The 24,697-nt window shown below is 61.1% G+C and carries 21 protein-coding genes and 1 pseudogene; 8 read left to right on the top strand and 14 right to left on the bottom strand.

Going from position 1 to position 24,697, the window contains the following annotated elements; translation table 11 throughout:
* Positions 1-126: 126 nt before the first annotated feature.
* The gene (locus WIT60_RS12130; protein ID WP_510166983.1) at positions 127-1,179 is read right to left on the bottom strand and encodes a PEP-CTERM sorting domain-containing protein; all 1,053 of its coding nucleotides are present in this window, start codon (positions 1,177-1,179) and stop codon (positions 127-129) included.
* A 180-nt stretch (positions 1,180-1,359) separates the two neighbouring features.
* Between WIT60_RS12130 and WIT60_RS12125 the strand changes: the two genes are divergently transcribed.
* The 5 genes and pseudogenes from WIT60_RS12125 (at position 1,360) to WIT60_RS12105 (ending at position 5,847) form a co-directional block, all read left to right on the top strand.
* Positions 1,360-2,469, top strand: a complete 1,110-nt coding sequence (locus tag WIT60_RS12125) for an MBL fold metallo-hydrolase (RefSeq protein WP_339584168.1) — start codon at positions 1,360-1,362, stop codon at positions 2,467-2,469.
* Positions 2,470-2,697: 228 nt separating this feature from the next.
* Positions 2,698-3,810: a site-specific integrase gene (locus WIT60_RS12120; RefSeq protein ID WP_339584167.1), complete on the top strand. Its 1,113-nt coding sequence runs from the start codon at positions 2,698-2,700 to the stop codon at positions 3,808-3,810.
* A gap of 315 nt (positions 3,811-4,125) precedes the next feature.
* A pseudogene (locus WIT60_RS12115) lies at positions 4,126-4,368 on the top strand (PAAR domain-containing protein); the annotation flags it as partial.
* Between the two features lie 304 nt (positions 4,369-4,672).
* On the top strand, positions 4,673-5,461 hold the full coding sequence (locus WIT60_RS12110; protein ID WP_339584166.1) for a hypothetical protein: 789 nt from the start codon (positions 4,673-4,675) through the stop codon (positions 5,459-5,461).
* Complete coding sequence (locus WIT60_RS12105) at positions 5,458-5,847, top strand: hypothetical protein (protein ID WP_339584165.1); 390 nt, start codon at positions 5,458-5,460, stop codon at positions 5,845-5,847. The genes WIT60_RS12110 and WIT60_RS12105 overlap by 4 nt, the downstream gene beginning before the upstream one ends.
* Before the next feature lie 34 nt (positions 5,848-5,881).
* On the opposite strand, the gene WIT60_RS12100 is transcribed toward WIT60_RS12105, so the two are convergent.
* Complete coding sequence (locus tag WIT60_RS12100; RefSeq protein WP_008650347.1) at positions 5,882-6,136, bottom strand: helix-turn-helix domain-containing protein; 255 nt, start codon at positions 6,134-6,136, stop codon at positions 5,882-5,884.
* A 73-nt stretch (positions 6,137-6,209) separates the two neighbouring features.
* On the opposite strand from WIT60_RS12100, the gene WIT60_RS12095 reads away from it, so the two are divergent.
* Together WIT60_RS12095 and WIT60_RS12090 are read left to right on the top strand one after the other, a co-directional pair.
* Positions 6,210-7,301 carry a hypothetical protein gene (locus tag WIT60_RS12095; RefSeq protein ID WP_339584164.1) on the top strand — a complete coding sequence of 364 codons (1,092 nt, stop codon included), beginning with the start codon at positions 6,210-6,212 and terminating at the stop codon, positions 7,299-7,301.
* On the top strand, positions 7,298-7,777 hold the full coding sequence (locus tag WIT60_RS12090) for a hypothetical protein (RefSeq protein WP_339584163.1): 480 nt from the start codon (positions 7,298-7,300) through the stop codon (positions 7,775-7,777). Before WIT60_RS12095 ends, WIT60_RS12090 begins: the two co-directional genes overlap by 4 nt.
* A gap of 102 nt (positions 7,778-7,879) precedes the next feature.
* On the opposite strand, the gene WIT60_RS12085 is transcribed toward WIT60_RS12090, so the two are convergent.
* The 4 genes from WIT60_RS12085 to WIT60_RS12070 all read right to left on the bottom strand — a co-directional run bounded on the left by WIT60_RS12085 (position 7,880) and on the right by WIT60_RS12070 (position 12,386).
* Positions 7,880-10,078 carry an ankyrin repeat domain-containing protein gene (locus WIT60_RS12085; RefSeq protein ID WP_339584162.1) on the bottom strand — a complete coding sequence of 733 codons (2,199 nt, stop codon included), beginning with the start codon at positions 10,076-10,078 and terminating at the stop codon, positions 7,880-7,882.
* A gap of 2 nt (positions 10,079-10,080) precedes the next feature.
* On the bottom strand, positions 10,081-10,281 hold the full coding sequence (locus WIT60_RS12080; protein WP_339584161.1) for a hypothetical protein: 201 nt from the start codon (positions 10,279-10,281) through the stop codon (positions 10,081-10,083).
* Between the two features lie 48 nt (positions 10,282-10,329).
* Positions 10,330-10,497: a hypothetical protein gene (locus WIT60_RS12075; RefSeq protein WP_008650361.1), complete on the bottom strand. Its 168-nt coding sequence runs from the start codon at positions 10,495-10,497 to the stop codon at positions 10,330-10,332.
* 308 nt (positions 10,498-10,805) lie between these two features.
* Positions 10,806-12,386, bottom strand: a complete 1,581-nt coding sequence (locus WIT60_RS12070; protein WP_339584160.1) for an AAA family ATPase — start codon at positions 12,384-12,386, stop codon at positions 10,806-10,808.
* A gap of 119 nt (positions 12,387-12,505) precedes the next feature.
* Here WIT60_RS12070 and WIT60_RS12065 point away from each other — a divergent pair, with 119 nt between their 5' ends.
* Positions 12,506-13,264, top strand: coding sequence for a helix-turn-helix domain-containing protein (locus WIT60_RS12065; protein ID WP_339584159.1), 759 nt, complete (start codon positions 12,506-12,508; stop codon positions 13,262-13,264).
* Positions 13,265-13,282: 18 nt separating this feature from the next.
* Here the strand turns inward: WIT60_RS12065 and WIT60_RS12060 are convergent, their stop codons facing one another.
* The 8 genes from WIT60_RS12060 to WIT60_RS12025 form a co-directional block, all read right to left on the bottom strand.
* Positions 13,283-14,149 carry a DUF7281 domain-containing protein gene (locus WIT60_RS12060; RefSeq protein WP_339584158.1) on the bottom strand — a complete coding sequence of 289 codons (867 nt, stop codon included), beginning with the start codon at positions 14,147-14,149 and terminating at the stop codon, positions 13,283-13,285.
* Entirely contained in the window at positions 14,149-16,902 is a 2,754-nt protein-coding gene (locus tag WIT60_RS12055; RefSeq protein WP_339584157.1) for an Mks condensin complex protein MksF, read from the bottom strand. The genes WIT60_RS12060 and WIT60_RS12055 overlap by 1 nt, the downstream gene beginning before the upstream one ends.
* The gene (locus WIT60_RS12050) at positions 16,902-17,513 is read right to left on the bottom strand and encodes a condensin complex protein MksE (protein WP_284465230.1); all 612 of its coding nucleotides are present in this window, start codon (positions 17,511-17,513) and stop codon (positions 16,902-16,904) included. Before WIT60_RS12050 ends, WIT60_RS12055 begins: the two co-directional genes overlap by 1 nt.
* Positions 17,510-18,769, bottom strand: a complete 1,260-nt coding sequence (locus tag WIT60_RS12045; protein WP_284465229.1) for an MksB family condensin complex protein — start codon at positions 18,767-18,769, stop codon at positions 17,510-17,512. The genes WIT60_RS12050 and WIT60_RS12045 overlap by 4 nt, the downstream gene beginning before the upstream one ends.
* Positions 18,770-19,222: 453 nt before the next feature.
* Entirely contained in the window at positions 19,223-20,344 is a 1,122-nt protein-coding gene (gene mcrC / locus WIT60_RS12040) for a 5-methylcytosine-specific restriction endonuclease system specificity protein McrC (RefSeq protein WP_284465228.1), read from the bottom strand.
* Positions 20,344-22,548 (bottom strand): McrB family protein, encoded by a 2,205-nt coding sequence (locus tag WIT60_RS12035; protein ID WP_339584156.1) that lies wholly within the window; start codon positions 22,546-22,548, stop codon positions 20,344-20,346. Before WIT60_RS12035 ends, mcrC begins: the two co-directional genes overlap by 1 nt.
* Before the next feature lie 114 nt (positions 22,549-22,662).
* Positions 22,663-23,235: a hypothetical protein gene (locus tag WIT60_RS12030; protein ID WP_339584155.1), complete on the bottom strand. Its 573-nt coding sequence runs from the start codon at positions 23,233-23,235 to the stop codon at positions 22,663-22,665.
* Positions 23,235-24,638, bottom strand: coding sequence for an AAA family ATPase (locus tag WIT60_RS12025; RefSeq protein ID WP_339584154.1), 1,404 nt, complete (start codon positions 24,636-24,638; stop codon positions 23,235-23,237). Before WIT60_RS12025 ends, WIT60_RS12030 begins: the two co-directional genes overlap by 1 nt.
* Between the last annotated feature and the right edge of the window lie 59 nt (positions 24,639-24,697).

The following is a 24,697-nucleotide window of genomic DNA, read 5'->3' as shown; positions in this document are numbered from 1 at the left end:
CCCGGGCACTGCGCCCGCCAAGATCGTGAGCATACGGCCGGAGCGGCCCGGAAAGAAAAAACCCCGCCGCAGCGGGGTGGTGATCAGCGCGGCCGGGCATCACAGCCCGAAGCGCGGATTCAGATCTCAAGCCTGACGCGAGCGACGGCGCGAGACGTAGGCGCCCCCCATCAGCGCTGCACCCAGCAGGGCGAGCGAAGCAGGCTCGGAGACTTCCGTGGTGGTCGACACCTTGCAATTGCTGCAAATCCACAGGGTTTCGGCGCTACCGTTGTTGTTGGCGGTGCGGATGTCAAGCGACAGCACCCAATCAGCGGCCGTGGTCGGCGCAAAAATGAAGTCGTTCAGCGCCTTGCTGTAGGCAGCGTTGTCCGCATTGGCGCTGCCGATGTTGCCGTTCACATAGTAGCCGTTGCTGTTGGCGCAGGTGGTGGCCGTGCCCGTGCCCAGGTTGTAGGCAATGCCGCTCACCTTGTCCACACAGTAACCTGTGAACACGGTGACATAAGGCGAGGAGAAATCAAAGGGCCCGTTGGGCTGGGCAGGTGCCGTGGAGGTGCAGCCAGCTGCCGAGGTGTTGTTCAACTCGAAACAACCGAGCAGGTTGGTGCCATCGGCCGACAGCAAGCGGGCTTGGCCCCAGATCTGCAACCACTGGTTGGCCGCATCCCCTTCCTGCGAGTTGTCAAAGATGAACACCAGATCGTTGTTGCCCAGATAACTGCGCAGCGCAGACACCTTGATGTCCCACTTACCCGCCTGGTCACCCGCGAAAGAAGGCGATGGCTCTGGCGAAAACGCAGAACCCATCAGAAAAGTCGAACTCTGCTGGCCGCTGGGCGACGCAAAAGCGTTGTCACCGGGCGCACCGTTGGGCAAGGGCTCAGGCTGGTTGGTCGATTGCGGACCACCGTTTTCGCCTGTGAACACCGTGAGTTGTGTTTTGGTGAAGCCACCGTTGGAAGAAATGGGCAGAGGGCCACTGGGCTTGCAACGCGAGTCATTCGCGCTCGCGCACTGCTCCAGAAGGTCCAGTGAGTAGACAGCGAAATCACCGTACTGAACGGTCGACATGACATTTGACCCTGGCAACAACACCGCCTGAGCGGGCGACGCAACAGCCAACAAACCGGTCGCGGCCAAACTGACCAAAATGCCCTTGCGGAAAATGCTTGTCATGATAGGGACCGCCCAATACAACTTGATACCCCTGTCACAGCACGTTTTGTGCCAATGACAAGTACACCTTGAGAAACAAGCACTTACAGAAATGACCGCCGCTGACACGCAAATGATTGTCAAAAATCTCGACAAGCTCAGTGCCCGCGTGTTTCACATTACGGTGTTAGCGTCCATCAAATGAAAAACCTCCACCGTCTTTGCCTGCTGGGTCTGCTGTGCGTGACGGCCTGCTCCGCACCCACCACACACCCTGATCCCGCCCGCCCCCACCACCGCCCAGAGGGGTTTGCCAACACCAACACCCAGGTCCAGATCGGGCAGTTTCCCTGGTACGAAATCATGTGGCGCCGCTGGCGCGGTGACTTTGAGCCCATTGCGCCCCCGACAGGCGGCTACGAAGCCTTTGCCGCGCGCTGGCGCATCCCGGTAGACCTGACACTGATCTCGCAACGTCATGAAGCGCCCGTGCTCACCTGGTTGGGCCATGCAGGCATGTTGCTGCAAGTCGGCGGCCTCAACATCTTGCTCGATCCACATCTGAGCGCCCATGCCGGTCCGCACCCCTGGCTGTCGGCAAAGCGGCGTGTCCCGGCGCCTGTGCGCGTCGATCAACTCCCGCCCATCGACCTGGTGCTGATCTCACACAACCACTACGACCACCTTGATGCCGACACCGTCCATGCCTTGGCGGCCCGCGCCCAGCCGCCCCGCTGGATCGTGCCGCTGGGCCTGAAAGCCTGGTTTGACGAGGAAGACATTGCCGGGGTGAGCGAACTGGACTGGTGGCAACACGAGCAGGCGGGCCCACTCACCGTGCACCTCACACCCGCACAACACTGGAGCAAGCGCACCCCGTTCGATACGAATCGGTCGCTGTGGGGAGGCTTCGTGATTGAGTGGCACAGCGACTCGCGCCCCCAAGCTTGGCGCTTCCTGTACACGGGTGACACGGGCTACTCGGACGACTTCAAAGAGATTCGCCGCCGACTGGGACCGATCGACTACCTGGGTGTGCCCGTGGGCGCCTACCAACCGCGGGAGTTCATGCGCCCGCAGCACACGAACCCCGACGATGCCGTGCAGATCGTGTTGGACCTGCAAGCCCGCGAGGCCATCGGCCTGCATTGGGGCACCTTCGAACTGACACAGGAACCCTTCGATCAACCGCCCAAAGACCTGACCATCGCACTGCAACGGCGACAGTTGGCACCTGATCGCATCCGGTTGTTCAAACACGGAGAAAGCCGGTACCTGCTGCCGCGTACCAGCAACGGGCACACCCCATGACCGCGGCATTGGCTCAGAGAAGGCGCTGAGGGTGGGCCAAGAGTCAGAAACAACAAAGCCCTGTCGTGCAGGGCTTTGTGAATTCTTGGCGAACAAGGAATATGTGGTCGGGGTGAGAGGATTCGAACCTCCGGCCTCTACGTCCCGAACGCTAGGCACTTGCCCCTTATCCACTGATGTTCTAAGCTGCCCCAGCATTAATTGGGACAAATCTGGGACACAAGAGACATGGGCACGATCACGAAACGCGGCGAATTGCAGTGGCAAGCCAAGGTGCGGCGCAAGGGCTACCCCGCGCAGTCACGCACCTTCTCCTACAAGGAGGACGCCGAGAAGTGGGTTCGTGAGCTGGAGCGTGCCGCCGACACGGGCGGCGTGGTGGATCGGCGCGAGGCTGAGAAGAACACCCTCGGAGCCATTTTGCGCCGCTATCAAACGGAGGTCACACCGTCGAAGAAGTCGGCCGACATCGAGTCCGTGAAGATCGACGTCCTCATGAAAGACGTGACCCTGCCCAAACTGAAGATGTCAGCTGTCACCAGCAGCGCCGTGGCCAGTTGGCGAGACCGGCGCCTCAAGCAAGTCAGCGGCGCCACCGTCAATCGCGAAATTGATGTGCTGTCTGCCGTTATCAACCATGCCCGCCGCGAGTGGGGGGTGCATGTTGAAAACCCGATCCCACTGATCAAGCGCCCCGAGAAGGCGCGGGCTCGTGATCGCCGGTTTTCAGCCGAGGAAGAAACCTACCTCCTGACCGCCCTGACAGGTGGTGAGCGCTTGGCCGATGGCACGTTCAGCAAGGGCGCCCGCAACCCCTGGCTGCTGCCATTGGTCAAACTGGCCATCGAAACTGCGATGCGACGTGGTGAGCTGCTGTCGCTCACGTGGGAGAACGTGGACCTCAAGCGCCAGACCGCCCACTTGCCCGACACCAAGAACGGTGATCCGAGAACGGTGCCCTTGTCCACTCGGGCCGTCGCAATCCTGCAGGCGCTGCCTCTGCCAGAGGTTGACGAAGAGGACAGTGACATCGAAGAACCCCAACGGACCGGCCCCGTCTTTCCAACCACTGCATTGGCATTGCGCAAGGGCTTTGCCCGAGCCATTGAGCGCGCTCAAGAGCAATACCGTGCCGACTGCAAACAAGCCAAGTGCCGCCCTGCTGCGGGCTTCCTCGAAGACGTTCATTTCCACGACACACGCCACGAGGCAGCATCGCGCTTGGCCGAGAAGCTGACGAACGTCCTGGAGCTGTCGGCGGTCACGGGCCACAAAGACCTGCGCATGCTCAAGCGCTACTACCACCCTCGCGCAGAAGACCTGGCCAAGAAGCTCGGTTGATGTGGACAAGGTCGTGGACAGCAGAAGTTATCCACGTTAAATCGCCCCTGCCAAATCTCGATAGATCACCCCGCCTGGCGGCAGCCTTTCCTCGATAGATCACCCCAGGCGTGTTCGATAGATCGCCCCTGCTCTGTACAGATAGGGGTTCTGATAGCGTTCAGATAGCTCAACTGGTAGTGGTTGGCGCCATTTCTGTGGACAAGCCGCAGGACAGCGAAATGGCGGCAGTTGGGCAACGCTTTGTTACTCGGCAAGACATTGAGGCGGTGGTCGGGCCTGCTAGATTCGCTCCCAAAAATGACAGGGGAAGCAATGAGGCCATTCATCGTGATGGGCGACCAGACCAGCCATGGTGGCGTGGTCATCGGGTCCACGCAAACCACAGACACCCATGGCAAGCGCTTGGCGCGCGTCGGTGACCAAGTCACTTGCCCGAAGAAGGGTCATGGCACCACCGTCATCGTGACGGGTGACCCGACCATGATCGTGGATGGTGCCCCAGTGGCTCGACACGGCGATCTGTGCGCATGTGGCGCTGTGCTGATCTCCAGCCAGGTTGTCTCTCGTGTGGGTGACGGTGGTGGCTCATCAAACACAAGCCATGGCGCGCAAGCCGTGACTGCGAGCTCAGGTGCGGCGGCTGCCCAAGCCGTCAACGAAGCGATGAAGGCCTTGTTCGACCATCGCTTTGTGCTGAGGTGCGATTTGACCGACATGCCCCTGACCAAGCAGCCGTACCGTCTGCGTTGGAAGGATCAGGTCATTGAGGGCGTGACCGATGAGAAGGGTCAAACCTCCGCGATCCCCACAGGCAGCTCCGCTGCCGAAGTGACTTGTGAAATCCTCGGGGAAGCAATCGATGGCTAACGGCCCAGCACTCAGGGTCATCACGACCCAAAAATCTCAGTCCACCGTCAAGAGCGACACGACGCCAGCGCAGGCACAAGGCAACGAGCTTGCCAGGGCGCTTCAGGGCATGGAAGCGGCCTCTGCTGCGTTTGCCGAGAGCATCATCAAAGACCCACCTGCGCGCGCCGACTACACCCGCAAGACAGCCGCCGCCAGGGCAGAACTGATCCAGCTCGTGAAAGAGGGCAAGATCACCCCGCACGAAGCGGCCAGGACGGCCAATGCCATCCGTAATCAGATCATGGAGCTGACACGCGCCAGGATCACCGACTTCGGTCTGGCCTTGTCAAAAGACATGAAGGCCTCGGGACTTCCTCTGGACTACATGCAAAGCCATAAGGCCAATGAACTGTTCGGTCGGCCATTCGAGTCGTTGACCTCTGCACAGAAGGAAAAGGTTTGGGTGCAGATCGTCGAGAGCGCAGGCAAGTCCAATCATGGCGTCAACATGCGCGTGAAGCTGTACGGCGCTGCGGGACGAGTTTTTCTGGTGGCGACCCTCGCGTTCGCTGTCTACAACGTTGCCACTGCTGAAGACAAGCCTCGTCAGGCGGCCAAAGAGGGCGCCACGGTTGCGGGTGGCGTGGCGGGTGGTGCGTTGGCCACGGTCGGCGTTGTCGCGATGGCCAGCAACCCAGCAGGCTGGGTGGTCGGTGTCATGATGTTCGTGGGGGCGGCGGTCGGGGCGACAGGCGCATCCTCCTCGTTTGACTACTTCTGGCCGGAGACAGCGCATTGAATCATCTTGCCGTGATTGCCGCGACCCAAGGTTTTGCCATGGTGGCAGCGATCATCATGTCGATGCGCCTCACGTCCGATGTTCCCCTCGCGCCCGCCTCACAGGGTGAGCGTTTGCGGGCCTGGGCGATCATCGCTGCTTGCTGCGCTGGGCTTTGCCTTCTGACGGCGGGCATGTTTCACGCGGGCTGGCCATACAAGACGCACCTGTTGGCCGCACTGGGCTTGGGGGGGCTTCTGTACCTGCCCCTCTCCACATCGTCTGAATCCGATGACGATGACTCACCAGTGTCCATCCTCGACAGGGTCAAGGTGACCTTGGCGACCGTGGCATGCGCGGCATCCCTTGCCGCCATTGGTGCCTACGCCGTGCTGCTCAAGCTCTGACGCCACCCATCGCGCCACAGTCGGGTCAAGCCCATCACGCTGCCATTGCCTGGTAGCGCACCTCGACGCGGCCACACATTTCCGCAAGCGACCACTCTAACGCTCCTGCCAGCCGGTGCAGCACACTGATGGTGGGCTGCTTGCGCCCGCTCTCGATCAAGGTGATATAGGGCCGATCCAACTCACAGCGCCCAGCCAGGTCCTCCTGCGACAAGCCGAGTTCTAAGCGGCGCACCTTGATCTCCACCCCCAAGGCTTCGATCAACGACTGGTTTCGACTCGGTCTCATGGACAGTGAGTCTTCCGAATATGTACACTATTGACACGTGTCTATAGATAACATTCGAGAGGGAAACGAGATCATGGAAGGCTTGCGACGACTCCACACCGCAGGCTGCGTGACGTCACGCAGTCATCGCAAGGCGTCCAGCCTGCGCTTGATGACATCCATCTGCGTACTGGCACTGATTCAGACGCTTTCAGGGTGCGTAACCACCCAAGCGCAGCCGGACGGATCAACCAAGGTGCGGCTCTCACTGGGCGCCCAGGCCCAGTCTGCTCAAACCGCCACGCCCAACAACTTCGAGCGCCAAGAAGGCGCCGCCTTGCCAAGCGTCCGCACGACGCGTTTGGCCGGTGTCTTCAGCAAGCATCCCTACGACGGGACGGCAAAGACGTACTTTCCCCGTGTGGCAGTCACAGTGACGGACTGGGCCCGGAACGACTGTTGGTCGGCAACCGCCACGATCTGGTGGAGCATGAGCAAGTCGGAAGCTGTGCCCGCCTTCTCCGTGTGTTGGGGTCAATCGGTCGGCTATGCGGTCAACAACGCCGCCAACCTGCATCTGTTCATGCAGCAAACCGCCCTTGAGCACAGCGGCAACCTGCGCACATCCGGGCCCAAGCCGCCAATGCTGGCCATTCCCGACAGGCAACCGATCAGCGAGCGGCAACAGCTCGCCTTCCAGGGCTTCATTCAGCAACTGGTGCGCGACACCGGCTGGCAACCGGGCGCGCCAACGAATCTGTGGCTGGTCGGTTATGGCGCCAGCACAACTACGCAGCCAGTTGGAAGTAAGGCCAAGACCCAGCTTGAGCAGGCGCTGTCTTGCGCCTCGATCAGCAAACGCTTTGATCAAGCAGAGGCCGCACTCAGGTTGTCGGGATGGCAACCAGGCCAAGGCATCACCCCGGTCACCTTGACCCAGCCCCTCGGGGTTCATGGGCTCACCGTGCACAAGATCGCAGTCTCTCGCGATGGTGGCGAGCACGTCTATCGCAGCTTCATGTCCGGTGTCAGCTTGCAGCAGGTGGTGAAGGCGGCCGCACTGCAGTTGGGCAAGGACGGCAGGACCTATGGCCGATTGACCAAAGTCGGCGTGCTCTCTGCTGATATGGAGGGTCGCGATCCCACGCTGACCTGCACCATCAACACAGAAGGAACGGAGGGATGAACATGTCGATGCAATGTCCTCGTTGCGGCAGCCCCCACATTCAGCGGATGGCTGTGGCGCATACTGATGGAACACAGCACTTTCAAGCTGAGCACATCGCCTTCACGTCGAATGGCCAGTTTGCGCAAGGGAGCAGCCACGGCTCGCAGGCCACGTTGCTTGCTCAGCATTGCGCGCCACCCTCGCCACCATCGCCTATGCCTTTTGTGGTGAGCCTCGGACTTGGCTGCGCGGTCGTTTACCATGCATCGACAAGCTGTGACGTATTCGAGCGGAGCTGCAGGCTGGACATGTCAGCGGTCGCCATGCTCGCCCACAACTGGAAAGAGGCGCTTGCTGGCTTGGGCCTCATTGCAGTGGGATGGCTGCTGATGAAGGCCTGGCACATCCAGGCCAAAGACTACAGCGTTGCCAAAGACCAGTGGCGGAAGACATGGTTCTGCCATGGGTGTGGTCAGTCGCATCAACGCGGCTGAGAGCACGAGACGATTACCGTAACTATCGTAATTACCGTAATCGCCTGATGAGTGGACGGTCGCAGCCACGAGCCCGCAGGAGCCAACCCAAGGGGCCTGCCGTCAACGAGAGCTTTGGCTCAGATAGTTCAGTACCCGCCTTGACTGAAAGGCTCGCGCGATCTGCAAACTGTTTTGCCCGTGTGCATCTGGCCTGAGTGGCTCACCACCCCGTTGGATCATCAAATCAAACAGCTCGGGCAAGTCGCTTTCAGCCGCCAGCATCAGCGGAGTTCGGCCGGGAACAGGGTACTTGTGAGATGCGTTCGGGTTGGCGCCTGCCTCCAGAAGTGTTGCTGCGATTCGCATCAACTTGGGAACGGATTGCCTTGACACGTGCTGCTCAACCAGCGCCTTGGCCACTGCAACTGCCAGTTCTTGATGCGAGCGCAGCGCGGCTGTGCTCGAACCGAAGGCGCCCGCGACCCCAACACCGAATCGGCGTAACGTGTCCTGAAGCACCAAGTCTGGCTCCTGCATCATTCGCGCAGTCAAGGTGACCAGCATCCGCGTCGGGTTCACCCTGCCAGACAACTGGCTCACTAGGTAGTACAGCGGTGACTGGCTGTCGGTCAGCGCACGCTGCTCAACATCTGCTCCTTGTATGACCAGGGTTTCGACGACATCCGGCAGCCCCAGATCTATTGCGCACATTAATGGCGTTAGTTGCTTTCGCTGGGTGGCCGAATTGATGGTGGCACGTTGATGGGGTATGTCCAACAGCAGGTCCAGTACCTCGCGCTTCCCGCTCTGTTCTGCGTGCTGAAGTGCACAGAGCAGTGCGGATGCATTGGAGCTGTCCAGTTCGTCTACCGAGGCGCCCGCGTCGAGCAGAGCTTCGACTTGCTCAACAAGCCCAAACGAAGCAAACAGGCGTAACTGTGGCCAGCGGCGAACCTGCCCATCTGCAGAATGCACGGCCCGTACGCGACTCGGTGTCTTGAGGTCGGGTTTTAATTTGGCAATAGCGTCTCGGTCGATGAAAAGCCATCCTTGAATGGGCTCATCTGCGAGATCTTGCTGGCATTCCGCGAATCGTCCGCATGCTGGAAATTCGAGTGGTAGCTGCAGTGCGAGCTGATCAAGTTCCCAATCTTCGATAACCGATCCCGCTTCAGGCTTGCGGTACAGCCCAAGTGTGATGCCCACGTGCTTGAGCTGCTTCAGGAACACCCGTTCCTTCGGTAGAAAGGCTGACAGGCATGACGCTTCGGAAATGATGTCCTTGACTTGGTGCCCTGCTCGATAGCACGCCTGTTCGAACGCCTTCTTGTAGTGCGGAAGCGCTTCCTGATACTGCCCGGACAGCACATGCCAGCGGCCTTTCATCCTGCTGTAGTGATAAGCGGTGCGTCCTTCCGGGTCGCTGGTTGTGGCCAGCCGCTCCAGTGCTTCGATTTGCTGCCATGTCCGCTCTTGATCGCCAGGCTGCTTTGCCGACGTGCGGCGGAGGTCATGCCAAAGCTGTCGGCCAGGCTCAGCGAGTTCGGGCCATGCGTGTCCGGCGCGGACGACCAACTCGGATAGCAGCTTGTCAATGGGCCTCCTGGGCGGAGTGCTCCCTTGTACGTATAGGTGCAACAACGACCGCAGCGGTGCCGCCGATTGCTTTTCTAGCCTCGACAGGGCAGAAGCAATCATCAGCCAAACAGGGCTGGCAGGGAGCGGCTTCCAGCGTTCGGTCAACCTTTGGTGGAACAGCTTGATGCTTTGCGCTGATGGAATGTCGGTGCCGGTACGCCACTTTCGGACCTTTTCCTGCTCGACCCGAGCCGATCCAGTGCTTCCTGGATACAGCAGTTTCTCTACGGGACCCCCGACGGCGCTATCCAGCCATTCGAGCGTCACCTGCAGTGGTTGCTGGTTGTCCGCGAGCAAAAGCTGCAAATCAGGGCCCGGGATGTCGGCGCTGATTTGCCGCAGCAGTTGTCCGCCGGCCGGAGCAAAGAAGTGCTCGACCAATACTGGAAGGACATCGTTGCGTCCCAGGGCATCCAATGACACGTCCAGCACAAGCGTGGTGTAGGCAGACCGAACGGCGGCAACCCAGCGCTCAAAGATTTGGCGGGTTGGATCTCCGACGACTGTTGCAATGCTGTCAACGAGTAGTTCGGCAATGACCGTATCCAGTCGCTCCCAGTCGAAATCGCCTTCTCGGGCCAAGCGTCCAACGTCACTGCCGGTCTTGTTAGCGTCAATTGCACCGGCCAAGGCCGAGACGCATTCGCCGAATCTGGGGTAAGGGGGCTGTAGTTTTGTCATGGTCACTTGGTCGCGGCGATGCGGCGAATGTCCCTGCGGAAATTCAGGCTGGCCCACCAGTCGCTCGGCGTTCCCGGCACCGCAAGCCTGCGGCCATTTGGCGCGACAAGCTTGCCATGCGTTTTGCCGTTCACGTACTGCCAACCTGAGCGGACCAGTGTCCGCACCAGGGCGGAGACCGTCTTGTCGTTGCTGTATCTCATGTTCAACTTCAGGCCTGGCGCCATCGCTGGCGCCAGGCTCAGCTCCGGTTACTTCGAGCCCTTGGTGCCGCTTTGATTCGCGGCAGCGGCGCTCTGTGCCCGCGCAGCGAAGCTACCAGCTGCCACGTGACCGCCGTTGGACTTGGCGGTAGACGATTGGATGCGAGCGGCTGCCTGGCTGGTCATCGGGGTGGACTTGGCAGAGGACTTGGACATAGGGGAACCTTTCAATGGTGGCGTTGCGCACATCGGCAACAGTCGAAAGGTTAGATTTCTGGCGTCATTTCGACTCCCGCGCGACCGCTGAAGAAATTTTCTGTTTTGATCTTCTTGCTGTGGCTGCATGCCGATCCGCCCACTCCGACGAGGATGGGTGCTGCGCCGGGCCCTCAGCGTCTCTCGTACGCAACGCTCTGAGTTGCGCCCATGCTCAACCGGCACACTGCCTGCCAGCGTTGTTGGCCACACAGGGCGGCTGCGCTGAAACGCTCACACCCGTACGGGGCGTGCGCCTTGGAGCGGTCTCATGCCGTGAACCCCATCGGTTTGCGAGTTGCGGCAGACAGGTCCGGCAGGTCGCACACCTGAATGTGATCCCGCTCTTCCCGTGCTGCGCGCCCCAGGGCGCGCTTCAGTGCCAACCCCAAGCTTCTCGGCGGCAGGCGCTTCAGCTCCTCCACCACCTGTTCATCCAGCTTCGGCGCAAAGACCGATCCCCAGGGGCTCTCTGCCCGCATGCGGCCGTACATTTGTTGGGCGATGTGAGCCACCTGTTCTGCATTTGGGGCCTGCACCTGAAGCACGGTCATGCGCGACAGCAGCGGCGCCGGGATGCCTTCGATGCTGTTGGCCGTTGCGATCCAGTTCACGTGGCTGGCGTCGATAGCGAAGTCGCGGATCGAGAGGTCGATGAAGTCGCGCGCGCTGCGAGGTTCCAGCAGGGTATAGAGCGCCGCGAGTGGGTCGTACTGACGTTGCTGGTCGGTCTTGTCGAGCTCGTCCAGCACGATCACCGGATTGGCCAGCGGCTGGTACGCCAGCAGCTCAAACACCACGCCGGGCTCCGAGTTCGACCAGAACGATTCCGATCCCGCCAGCGGTGAGCTGGATTGGGTGCTGGCCATGTCGATCACACGGAAGGGAAGGCTCAGCCGCCCAGCCAGCCAGCGGGCAGCCTCCGTCTTGCCGATCCCGGCCGGGCCGACCAGCAGGATAGGCGACCATGCCACACGGCCATCGCCCATCGCATGCAGGGCGAAGTGGTCGTGCAGTACCTCGGCCAGTTCCGCGAGGTTGGGAAAGTCGCGCTGGAAGTCTTCGATCAGTTCTGTCCAGTCATCGGGCAGCTCACTCAGCTTGCGTCGTTCGTGGCCAGCAGCCCGGATGCGTTCGGCGATGTACTGCGCCCGCTTGCCCTTCTCGTCGGGCTTGGCGCGGTGGCGTTCGACAAAGCTGCGCAGGCCTGCGGCGTCCAGAAACGCGATTTGGGGTGTTGCCCGAGGTGCCTGCGGGGCGGGCTGATCCAGCCCCGCTGCCGGTGGCTTCATGTCGGGCAGCGACTGCACTAGCGCGTGTACGGCATCGTCGATGGACGGATCGAGCGGCTCGCCACGCACCGACTCCTCGGGCTTGGTGGTGGCCGGGAGTAGCCCTGCCGCTACCGCCAGTTTGTGATTGCGCTTGAGGTCTTCGGCGAAGAGCCCGATGGTGGACTCATGCTGCTTACAGCGGACTCCCTGGCCTGCATTCGCATCGCCGCCAATCACGGGCGCCGAGCAAACCGGGCAATGTTGTTGGGCGGCATGTCGGGCGGCCTCAATCAGATCCAACAAAGCCCTGTCCCTGTTGATGCTGGCGCCCACCAGTTCCACCCGCAGGCTGAGCTTGTCGCGCTGGTTGGTGGCGCAAAACAGCGGCAGGTGGCGGTAGTCGGCCGGCTTCATCAGCAGCTCGCACTGGCCCACGAAATGGGCCAGCACCGCCAAGTGGCCAGGGGCGGGCTCCACCACCTGCTTGGCCAGCCATGGGTGCTCGGCTTTCAAGGCGGCCAGGCGAGCTTGGTAGGCGGCGCGGCTCATGGGGCGACGGCTGTTAGGACGAGTCATGGCGGCCTCTTGCGATTCACTATAACTTACTATAACAATGTAAAGCGCGATGATCCAGCGCTCGCTTGCCGCATTGGCCTTGGTTATAGTGATTTACTGTGATTCTTTTGGAGGCCGACATGTCTGCCTTGAGCAGCGAGCAACTCCCCATACTGGCCGGTGCGCTCTTGCGTCTGCGAGGCCTCACGTTGGCAGCGGTGTTTGACGCCACCGGCATTCGCGCGGCCAACCTGTCTGCATGGCTTAAAGGCAGACCGCAGGTCATCTCTGCGGCGCGCGTGACGGCGTTGCTTTACTACCTGGGAGTTCAAGGTGGGCAGCTTCGGTCGGACATGGTGCACACCTGGAGCGACCAAGGTGAATGGGCGCACCTGCGCACCGTTTTCAACCTGCTTCAGGAGCCAGTGGCGCCCCGATGCTTGTTTCTCGATGAGCATCCGGGCATGTCCCATACAAGATTTCTGCAGTGGGGCGAGGCATGGGTTCGGCTGTCTCTCACGCCGGGGCCGACTGCGCAGGACGATTTGGCCGCGATGGTCAGCCCCGACCGAATGATCGTGCTGCCCGTTGCGCTGGAAGGCATCCCTACGCAAGACCCGCAAGCGACCGCTTTTGCGCTCATGAGCCTCGCCGAGCAGGGTAGGCAGGAGATTCCTACTGGCGAACTGGCCCATGGCTTCATGCAACGCCTCGGAGCGCCGCCTGGGCAGGACTTTGTGTTCACGAACGGCGACTCATTGGGCTGGCGCCTCTTGGAGGTGAGCTTGCGCAGTGCAATGCGCAGGGGGTTGAGCCCCACGCAATTGGCGTTAAAGATCGAGACGATGCGTCTCGATGAAGACGACTTCCCCCGTCCAGGCAAAGTCAAACCTGGCTGAACTGCCGAACGAACGCGACTAGGACGAGGGCAACCATACCGCTTCCTGCTCCAGTGCCATTCCCAGGTGCTGCATCTGCTCGGTCAGCTCGCGCACGGACGCCGGTAGTTGCGCCACGGCGGTGGTGAAGTGGCGCAAGGTGCCCCGCCATAGCTGGATGCTGCCATACCGCGCCAGCTTGCTCTCCCACTGCGGCATCAACCAAAAATCGCAAGCATCGCCCAGCGCTTCACGAAGTCGCGCGAAGTTGCTCAGGCCCACGCCGTCATAGTCGGCAAAGAGGATTACCCGGCTAGCACGGGGGCGATGACCCAGCCATGACAAAAGCCTGCCGTCGAGCTGCCCGCCGTAGTACAGCAGCGTGGCCTGCGTTCCTTCAGGCAGCCAGTCCGTGCGATCAAACAAAGCTTGGTTCTCGACAAGCCAGAGGGCCTGTTCGGTGTGCCAGGCGTCATCTGGCTGAATGCGCAGGGAGGCCGCACCGAAGTCGCACGTGGCAGCGCTCAGTGCCAACTCCGCATCCCGGTCAGCCTCATGCCAGCTTACCGCGCCGCCCACCGCCTTGAGCAACGGGTAGTACATGCCGTGTTGATGACGCCGGGCCTTGCTGTCGCGGGCATGGGCCACATGCTGTGCGCGCAGCGGGAGTTGTTCGGCGATTGACGGCGCCACCTGAGGGGAGAGCTGCGTCACGTGAGCGTCGAACACCGCCTGATCGCAAACGCTGTATACGTCTCCTCGGCCTTGGCGCAGACAGTTCACGGCACCTGTTTGCCGGGCAAACTGATCCAGAGCCATGCGCTGTGCAGCGGTGAACTGGCTGGCGGGTAAGGGGCTCTTGGCTTGCAGCTTGAGCAACGCCGCGCGCAGGGCTTGATCCGCCATCAGGCCTCCACGGGTTCGATGATCTGCCAGCTGAAGCGGCTGATCTGGTTGCTACCCTGCCGATGATGAATGGGCACGCAGTAGCGTACGGTGGTCAGCGGCGCTGGGGAGGCGAAGATCAGCGAGAAGCCGAACTCGGCAGCAGTCTCGATCAGACTGCGCTGGTTGCGCGCATCCAGCGCCAGGGCTTCGTCCAAATAGCAAATGCCTTGGATCGGTCGCCGCTGATCCTGCATCAGGTGCAGCATCGCCAAGCCCGTCACCAGCTTGGCCATCAGCACCGTCCCGTTCGAGGCGGCGCTGTCGAGGTCATCGAAGGCTTCCGGCTCGCGACCAGCCTTGCCCACCCAGAAGCGCAGACGGAACAGGTCGGCCACGCGCAAACCGTGGCGGGCGTTGCCTTCCTCGATGAGCAGGGTCTTGGCACGGTTGAGCTGGTCATCATCCAGCACGCTCTGCTGGTTGAAGAGTTCGAAGGTTTCGCCATTGCCGACTGTGGCCGCCGTGCTGATGAGCAGCTCGATGGCCTCGACGAGCGCGGTTTCGTCCTCGGGTTCGATCTTGAAGACCGCCAAATCGGAGAGCTGGCGCCCGCTGATCTTGCGGTTGAACTCGCGCATCCGGCGTTTGAAGGCGGCCAAGCCATCGCGTAGTTCCCGCAGGCAAGCGGCCACATTCACCACCGCCGACCGCACCTTCTTTTCCAGGGCCTCGGCTTCCTGCGGCAGGTGATGGGCGAACTCCACCAGGCGCGCGATCTCCGCCTCGGGCTCACCGACGAACTGGTACTTGGTGAGCCCGCCCGTGTGGATTTCGCCCAGCAGTCGGCGGATCTGGTCGTCCAGTTCCAGCAACTGGCGGCAGTCAGCCTGATAGGTCTGCAGGCGCTCGGCCAGCTGGTCCAGCGCGAACTCCGGCTGTGCCAACCAGGGGTGGTGGGGTGAGTCGGACAGCCAGGTGAACGGGCCTTCCTGATCGATGCGTTGGTTGCGGCGTTGCTCGATCTGCCGGTGTTGTTGCCCGAGTGAATCCAGATCCTTCTGCCTCTGTTGACGCTGCTGATCCAGCGCCCGGTACCGGGCAGCCGATTGCGCCAAACTGGTGGCCAGCTCGGCGAGCTTCTGGTCGAGTGTCACCACCCGTGCTTGCCGCTCAGCGTCGCTGTCTTGCAGGGCCTGCATCTGGCCGTAGTCGCGCAACTCGGCGTCCAGCTGCACCAGCTGCTGTTCCAATGCATCACGTTCGCGTTGGACGAGTTCCAGCGCTTGTGCCGTTGCCAGCTGCTCCTTGAGCTGCACCTGCTGTTGCTGCAAATCCCGCAGCAGCTCGCCCAGCTCGGCCAGGCCGCGCTGTTGGTGCTGCTCAGGCAGGGCGGCGACGCGCAGCTGCAGGCCCGGCAGGCCGGCATGCTCACCATTGGCATCTCCCAAAGCCTTGGAGAGCGCCTGGCCATCGAGCTGGAAGTCTTCGGCGCCCAAGGTCAGCACGGGTCTTGCCAGCACCTTGTTCAGCGCCGCCAATTGATTGGGCGGCAACGCGCCTGCCAGCTGCTGGTAGAGGTTGTGGCCTTGGGTGCGCATCTCCTGTGTCAGCTGGACCAGCTCTCTGTCCACGCGGGCGAGCTCGCGTTCGATGGATGCCGGAGGCCGGCTTTGCGCCTGACCCAAGCGGACCACCAGAGCATCTCGTTGGGCCTGCACGTCGCGGCGGCACGTCTCTAGAACCGCCCGGCTTTCGACCAGTGCGAATCGCTGTTGCAATGCCTGCAGCTGTTGGCTCTCCTGGCGAAGTTGCTTCTGCTCCTGCTCCCACTGGCTCTGCTCACGCACGGACTGACGGTCCTGCTCTCGCAAGCGGTCCAGCTCACCATCGCACTGCTGAAGCTCATGCTGCAGGGCTTGCTGGCGAGATTCGAAGTGCTGCTGCCACTGGCCCAACGCCTCGTCGATCATGGGCCGCCAGCACAGCAGCTTGCCTCGCAATGCCAGCCGTGCGTCGTGCTTGCGCTCCAGTTCAGCAAGGGTGCCTTTCAGGCGTTCGGCGGCCAGGTACTGACCGCGCTCGGCGTTGAGGTCGGCGAAGGCCTTGTCCCACTCTGCCTTGAAGTCGATGCTGGCGTCGGGCAAGTCGCGCCGGAAGATTTGCAGCAGGTAGTCCTTCACCTCGCTGGAGCGCAGCTTGTCCAAACGCAGTGTTCGGGTGAGCACGCGCTGAAAGATGCTGGCATCGCTGGCGTGCTCAAGGCGGAACACACAGAAGTCTTGCGAGCCAGTCAGCTTGCGGTTTCGGCCGCCGTACACCATGTCGGCGAATTCGCTGCCGCTGAAGCTGAACACGCGGCGGCCATGGGTGGCCAGATGGCTGGCTAGCTTTGGCTGCGCCACCAGCGTGCCATCTGGCAGGCAGAACTCTTCGACCTTGAGTGGGCCGGCGTAGGCGAAGTACTCGTACTCGAAGCTCACGCCCTTGCCGACGCACCCCAGCACCATGGTGCCCGACTCCGGCAGTGACACCTCCAGCAGCACATAGGCACTGTTGTTCGGGAAGTAGAACCGTCGGCTCTTCTCCACGTCGTGGGCGCCAAAGTCCATGCGGCGCCGGTCAATGATCAGCAGGAACTGCAGCGCATTGATCAGGCTGGTTTTGCCGGTGTTGTTAGGTGCCACGAGGGAGACCGCGCCATCCAAGGGGAGTTCTGCGCGGGAGTAGCCCGCGCTGCCCAGCAAGACCAGACGTTGGAAGCCGTGTTGCATCAGTCGATCTCCTCGTCACTCAGCACGTCGTCAGCGTTGTCCTCAGTGCCCACGTCGGGTTCGTTGTCATCTTCTCGGGAAGTTGCAGCCAGACCCTCGAAATGATCCAGATAGCGGCACACAGCGGGCAGAAGTCGCCAACCCGCTGGTTCAGCGACTGCAAATCCCAAGGTGCTGGCCCGCCCCAGCAGGTCGATCAGCCCGTCAGGCGACAGTCCTTCGGCATCCAGCAGGTCTTTCTGCTGCTCGTACACCTCGGCCAGCCACTCCCTGTCGATGAACCAGTCGGTGAAGCGTTGCAGCGCTTTGCCCGCATTGGCTTGTGCGTCGAAGATCACCATGAACAGCAGGGCGAGTTGGCGGCTGACCTTGCCGATGTTGCTGTTGGCGTCCGTACTGTGGAACCAGGCAAAGCCACGGGCATCCAGGCGCAGCTCGAAGCCCAGGGCCGCAAACAGGCCGACGTAGCTGGGCTCGTGCTTTTCCAGCTCCGCCCACAGAGCCGGCTCGGCCATCCGGTTCAGGTGCTTGCCTGACAGGAAAAGCCGGAACAGCTCTGCCAGCGCGGGCATCTGTGCCAGCGGGGTCGTCAGAAGATGAGGCGTTGTCATTCCCGGAAACTCACTCGATGGGGGTGATGCAGGATGCGGATGGTCTGCAGCGTGGTCTTCTCTGGCTGCTCGCAGGCTTCGACGAGCCATGCGCTGTCGTGCTGCAGCTCGTGAAAGAGCCGCAGCAGGGTGGCGTCCTGCAGATGGCCGTGGTGGGTGTTGAGCCAGTCGAGCAGGCTCTCCACCGGCAGGCTACGTTGCAGGTGTGCCCGAATGGCCGACTCGTCCACGTGCTCCAGCAGCGACGGGGTGTTGTCGGGCTCGTCTTGTGGGAAGGTCACCGACTGCGGCTGGTACTGCCGTGCAGCGGCCATGACCGCGCGCACCTCATCACCCAGTTGCAAGCGGAAACCGCGCTCATTGCGCCAGACGGGCAGTGCCGTGTCGCCCGTGGGGCACGACAACGCTCGGCGCAGGCCCCGTTTTCGCACCTGCCCCAGTAGCATGCTGACCGCACTGGTCAGTGCGTTGTGTTGACGCATCTCCTCGCGCAGTGGCAACACCGTGTCGGCACACTGTTGAGCGATCAGGCGGCCAAAGCGCCGCAGCTCCTTGGCCTGGTGCGCTACCTGCCTGAGCTGCAGGCGATGCGAGTACAGCCCGCCTTGAACCGACAGCTGCTCAAAGGCCAGATCCAGTGAGCGTTCGGCATCTTCAAGGTAACGGTAGAACGTGCCTTGCGGGCCGGTGTCCATCATCTGGTTCATCGGCTCGACGTACTGGTCGTAAGCCTCCAGCACATGCCGGTAGCGCTGGGCGATGGGCATGCTGGCGTCGGCGCTCTTTGCGTCTTCAGCGAGTTCCAGCAGCGCGTGGCGGTCTTGGTCCAGTTGCAGGCTGATCTGGCGAAACAGTTCAGCGAGCTTGTTAGCGGCTCCCCGCACCCGATCCATGTCGGCACCTTGCATTCCCTCGTTGAGCGCCTCGGTAGCCTCGCGGATGGCGGCAACGCGCGCTTGCAGCACAGCGGCCAAGCCCAGTTCATGTTCACGTGTGAGCCCACGCACGAAATCCAGCACGTAAGCATTGAGCTGTAGGTCGCTGCTACGGGCACACGGTTGCAGGATGTCCGCATTCACCATGGCGCGTAGCGCCCCGCCCTGCGCCTCGGCGTCTAGCTGCGGGGACACTTTCGCGATACAGCCCAGCACTTGATCACTGGTCAGCACCGCAAACTCGCGCGACAGCCGCACCAAGACTTCGACGGTGTCCCAGTGGGTGTACAGCCCGTAAATAAGTGAGCGAGGGTTGGCCATTTCAGTTCGAGTCCATGCTGCATGCTGCTGCCCACCGCCGCACCTGGCGGCATCTCGGCCCATGGCCGCAACGGGTTCTCAGCTGGCACGCCATGCTGGACGCAGCTTGAGCTCGCGTTGTCCCCATCAGCCGCTTCCCGCCAAACCTGCCGGTTTTGTGCTCAGCGGCCACATTCTTTGAGCTCGAAGATGCGAGCTCAAAGAATGTGCCGAACGCGGTGGGGACAGCCTGCTTGCGACCGTGCGTCCAGCATGAATGTGCGAAAGACGGTGCCAGCCTATGCGCGAAGAACGCTGCCTTCTGTGTGCGAAACAGGTGGGTGCAATGTGCGAAGTCTGTGCGAAGAGGCCTCTGATGAATGTGACAACAATGTGCTGACACCCCGCCGCACAGTGTGGCGTCATGTCGGCCAACAGTGTGGCAACCGAGGGCCAGGTTCGACCACGATCGCATCAGCATGACACCTCGAAGCACCGCAGCAACTGCGCACGAATGTCGGCAGGCTTGGCTGCCAGGTCTACGGTCACAAAGCGGATCGGGTGCCCCTGGATGACGACCGTCTCATCGATCATCGTTCCGACGGAAGGGTGCAACAGCAAGCCGCTTGCCGAGTCTGACAGTGGATCACCGCAGCCGACCTGTGACCTCAGATAGGCGTACATTTGGTAGATGTAGCCGCTGCGCAGGCTTTGCTCCCGATACCACCCTGCCGTGACGATGGAGGTGAACTTGGTGTCGATGACGATACGTCGCCCCGAGCCACCATGGTCGAGCACCACGTCGGTCCGCATGGCAGGCAAGATGTCATCAATACCTTCCGTCTTGGACGAGATTTGCCACTGCAGCGTCGCGCCGCAACGAACATGCCACCCGAGTGGACTGAGCACCACGGCATACAAGCCGCCAACGGCGCGCTCAAACAGACGACGAACCCAAGCCTCCTCCCGGCCAGGCATCGCCAGCACGTTGCCGCCTGCGGATTCCGTGGGTAGCGCCAGGTCATAGGCAAGCTTGGCTGCTGCCACCATGAACTGGTCGTCCGCATCATGGCGTCCGAATCGATCAGCGCTCATCTGGGCGCGGGTCGGCGGCTGGCCTGCGACGCCTCGGGACCACATCGCAGCAGCAAGAAATCGGCACCGATGGGCGACAACTGGCTTCTTGACCAAGCGGGCGACGGACTCCAATGCAGCGCGGACGAAACGATTCCGTGGCGTGTCGATGGTGAGCTCCGCAAAGCGGCAGGCCACCAAGCCGCGATCCAGCAACTGGCGCCGCTCAGTGGTCAGCACATCGATGCGCCCGCGAACGCGGCCGAGCCACTCTTCCCGAGATCGGTAGCCCAGGCTCAGCTGACGGTGTAGCCGAGTCTCAACGGCATGGGCCAAAATTTCTGCCACCAGATCGGGCAACTCATCTGGGCTTTCTTCGACCGCCACATGGGCGGTGCCGCCAGTCCGAAACAGTTCCGACGCATACAGCATCAACAGCCACAGGTTCCGGACTGGAATGCGCCCCACGAATCCGGGCGTGACCCCTGATTCGGTGGAAGTCGGTGGCGCGATGAGACCCATCACCAGCCCTGCAGCAACCGTGCGGTGGCCTGACGTGCCTCCTCAGGGGAGTCAAACCAATACTCTTCCAGCAGGGGGCCGATCTCTGTGTCCACGACTTGCTGGAACCATCGCCGGGTGCCGCCCGCATCCAGCCGATGCACGGGCGTGACATAGCTGTGACCGATTCGGAACTGCTTGCCCAAGCGTGCATCCGCTGCAATCTGCTCGTTCAGTTCGGCCATGCGTCGCTCAATGTCTGACGCCAGTGCTTCATCCACGCCGCACGCTGAACCCACCCAGTTCCGCCATGCTGGGCCGAGGCGAGGCTCAAGACCAACAAACGCAAAGCGGCGCCGCAACGCCAAATCGACCAGCGCCAACGACCGATCCGCGATGTTCATGGTGCCGATGACATGAAGGTTCTCGGGGATGTGGACCGGCCGACGTACGCCGTCAGCATCCGGGTAGCACAGCTCCAACGCCTCGCTGGGGGTGCGCTTGCCTGCCTCCAGCAGCGTCAGCAACTCACCGAACACCTGGGCCGGATTGCCTCGGTTGATCTCCTCGATGACGACGACGAACTTGGCTGCGGGCTCCTTTTTCGCAGCCTTGATGGCCTCCATGAAGACACCATCGGCGAGCGTCAGCTTGCCTTCACCAGTAGGCCGCCAGCCGCGCACGAAGTCCTCGTACGAAAGATTCGGGTGGAACTGGACGGCTCTGACCTTGCTTTCGTCCTTCTGGCCCATCAAGGCGAAGGCCAATCGCTTGGCCAGCCATGTCTTGCCGGTGCCGGGTGGCCCTTGCAGGATCAGATTCTTTTTGGTGCGCAGCCGGTCCAGTAGCTGCTCAAGCTCTGGCTCCGACATGAAGCAGCCGTCACGCGTGATGTCGGCTAGGGAGTAGGGAACGATGGGGGCCTGAGACTGGACGACTTCGGCTGCAAGCTCATCACCTGAGTCATCGTCGGGCATGTCCGGCGCGACTTCGTCCTCCTGAGGCGCAGGCGTCGCATCCTTGAACTGCCACGATGCCAGCGACAACTCCGGGAAGCTGTGCACCGGGTAGTCATCCTCCGCGAACCGCGTGCGCAAGTCGTCGGCAAGTTGCAAATACGTGGCCGCATCACATGGCGCTTGCGGCGCTGGGGTGGTGATCGGAACGCCGAGGCGCTTCTGGATGTAGTGCCGCGACTGGCTGTCCAGCGTCGGAAACTCCCAGGGGGCAGCCCAATACAAGCCAGTGGACAGATTCCACGCCACACCCCAGACCTGGGTTGCGGCGTCATAGGCCTCGATGAACTCGTCGCGGGTGCCCGGCCCGTCGTCTTCAACCAGCGCCTGCGCTGCGGCAAAGACGCGCCAAAGGGCATCAATGTCTCCCGCCCCGCGCTTGTCCGCGTAGCGGAAGAACCAGGAGCGCTGGTTGTTGAGCACAGGGATGCCTTCGAACGTCGCAGGCACAGGCACGGTGACGCCGAGCAGCTTCGCCAGCGCTGCAGCAATCAGCTTGCGGTTGGCGTCCGTCATGCCTCGGTTGAACGTGCCCATTACTGTGAACGGGCAGATGTCCTGCAGTGGGCCGCTGCTTCCATCTGGGAATTTGTCCTGCAGATAGCCCAGGCCTTGGACGCGCTGAGCAATCTGGTGGATGCCCTGAATGAGCGGCGCTCGGTTGCTTGCGTAGGCCAGCAGCTTCTCGGCGATGGCCTCGTAGAAGTCCGCCCACTGGAACAGGGTGCCGAAGCGGTCCTTCCAGTACGGCGCGTTGCGGAATCGCTCGATGTCTTGGGGCTTGCCGTTGAATGCGAACTCGATCAGCGCATCCGCATTCCATTCGCCGGGCACAACGCGCCAGATGGTGGGGCGGTAGGTGTAGAAGTACCACTCGCGCACGCCATCGGCGGGCTGCCACTGCACTTTGACGCGCTCACCGTCCTGTGGGTTCTCGGTGATGACGCCGATAGCCTTGATGCCCATGACAGACACCGTCTGCTGACGGTTGTCGAAAGGCAGACCGTGCTTGCGCACATACGCGGCCTTGATGGCAATGCGCTCACCAGGCCGCATGGAGCGAACCAGCGCCTGCTCCTTCTGGCTGGGGCTGCTGATCTCCCAGATACCTTCTTCGAGGAAGCGGGAGCTCTGATCATCGGTGTGACCGAAGCTGGCCCCGACGAACCAGGTGGTGCCGGACGGCTGGCTGCTGGTTTGTTCTGTCACTTTTCTCCCTTGTCAATCTGCGCTGTCAAGACATTGAATTGACCTCGCCGCAAACGTAATCATTGCGTACATGCCTTCCCAGCTGCCAAACGTGGTCGAGCGGAAGCTCGGCTGCTATCTCAGTAGTTCTGCGAGATACAACTGCCCAGGATTGGTTACCTCGCGCTTGTAAGGTTTGTCGGGCTGCGTCTTGCCCATCTTGAGTGGCTTGGGGGCCGTCACTGTCTTCTGTATGAGTGCAGGCTTCCCGCCGTAAAGCACCACATAGCGCTCTTCACCCAACTCCAGCGACTGACCGTGAAACTCCTCAATCAGCCCAATCGCGTAGCGTAAGAACTGGCGTGTGCTCTTGAACTGCCCTGAATACCCAGTTGGATTGCCAGACTTTAGGTCAATGTAAATTGCAGTGATTTTGTCGTCGCGCCGAATAAGTACCACGCAGTCACATGCCCGATGATGATCGTGAGCCTTTCCTGTGGTCAGCAAGGGGGACATCAGCGCCTTGGAGCCCCGACCTTTATCGGGGTCAAAGCTGAACCAATCACCGTTTGATGCGCGCAGAGTGACCTTTTTCAACTTGGCCAGAACATCGTGTTCTTCAATCAACACGTCGGAGTGTTGATCTCCCCGATAGGCACAGCAAGAGAGGGACTCTCGCAGCAAATCCAGTTCGACACTCAATGCCATCAGAGATCACCTCCGTAGAGGATTTCGCTTTGGATGGCATTCATGGTTTCGATGGTGTCATCAAAAGTTTCCACCTCGATGCCACGGTCCGGGTAAATTGTGGCCAACTTCAAAGTTCTAATTTTGCCGCGACGCCCCGCGCCACTGGCTTGTTTGACGGCAGTGCCAGTCATGTAAAGCCGTGCTTTGGTCGGATCGAGCAATTCGGCATCGGCGTAGCCATGTTGCTGCTGAACACGACGGGTATGTTCTGTGCGCTGATTCAACATGATCAAGGTGTTCAACTCCTTGACCAGATAGTCGCTATGGGTGGTGATGAAGACTTTGATGCCGGAATTAACCATCCGTGCAACTAAACGCGCAAAAGCACGCTGGTTTTTGGGGTGGAGGTTCAGCTCCGGCTCGTCGATGATGAAGAGGTCACCTGCGCGTGCACGGCAACGCAAGTAAAAACCTACATCCAGCAAGGCGCGAATACAGCTAGATGCCTCGTTCATGGTAAAGCGCTGCTTGGCAGCTCCCTTGGCCTGAAATACGAGCTGCTGCTTTACCACCTTGTAGCTGCCGCCGATGATGGCGTCGAACGCGTCCAGCAACTCTGGGTGTACCTTGGCCAGATCGCCGGTGTACTTGTCAATGTCCTCCAGTTGGCGAACAAACTCAACGTTGTCTTCCACTGGCCAAGCGTAGTCAGCCTCGATCTCTTGCAAGAGTTTGAAGGGGTTGCGCTTTAACTCTTTGGAGTCAATTTCATTGAGTCTTTTGAGCATTCGGGTGCGTGCCATATCCAACTCCTTTCGGAAGATGGCAGCACCAGTTCGTTCAGCGCTGGCGATGTGCACGCGCGGTAGATGTTGCGCGAATACGATGTCGGCAATCGCGTCGGCGATAAAGTCGCTTAGTCCGCCGAACGGACGCTGCAGCACTTCGGCGTCAGCTACGAGTACCTCCAGCACGGCGCTTCCAGCTTCCTTATTTAGGGTGGCGAGCACCTTTCCACTTGGGCCGGATTGCACCCGGCGTTGGTAAGGCTGTGTCAGCAGGTCAGTGTCACGGCATGTGCTCGGCACACACACGGTGTGTTCGAAAACATTGCTATCAGTGGCAAAGGCGCGTGGTAGACCGCTCACATATTCTCGGCCCAAGCGTGCGAGGTAATCGTCCACTTTGCCATCGAACATTGCGGCCAGATCAATTCGGTTCTGGTTGTCATCCTTAAGAAGATTATCTATTTCATCCTCAATCACATAGCGCAATATTCCTCTCCAACTGCGCAGAAAGCCGTACACAGCATAGGTTGCGTAAGTCTTTCCGGTATTGTTTTCACCGCAAACCAACGTGAGATCAGCGAGCGTCAAATCAGCCTGATCCAGCAAGCCAAGATTTTCAAAATGGAAGTGCATCACTTCAGTGCTCCTATAACCTGCGGCACCTGCGGCACCTGCGGCGCCTGCGCCAACGC

Source organism: Aquabacterium sp. G14 (assembly GCF_037482285.1).
GTDB lineage: Bacteria > Pseudomonadota > Gammaproteobacteria > Burkholderiales > Burkholderiaceae_C > Aquabacterium.
Note: the sequence above shows the minus strand (reverse complement) of the source record. Positions and strands in the feature narration are given on the sequence as shown.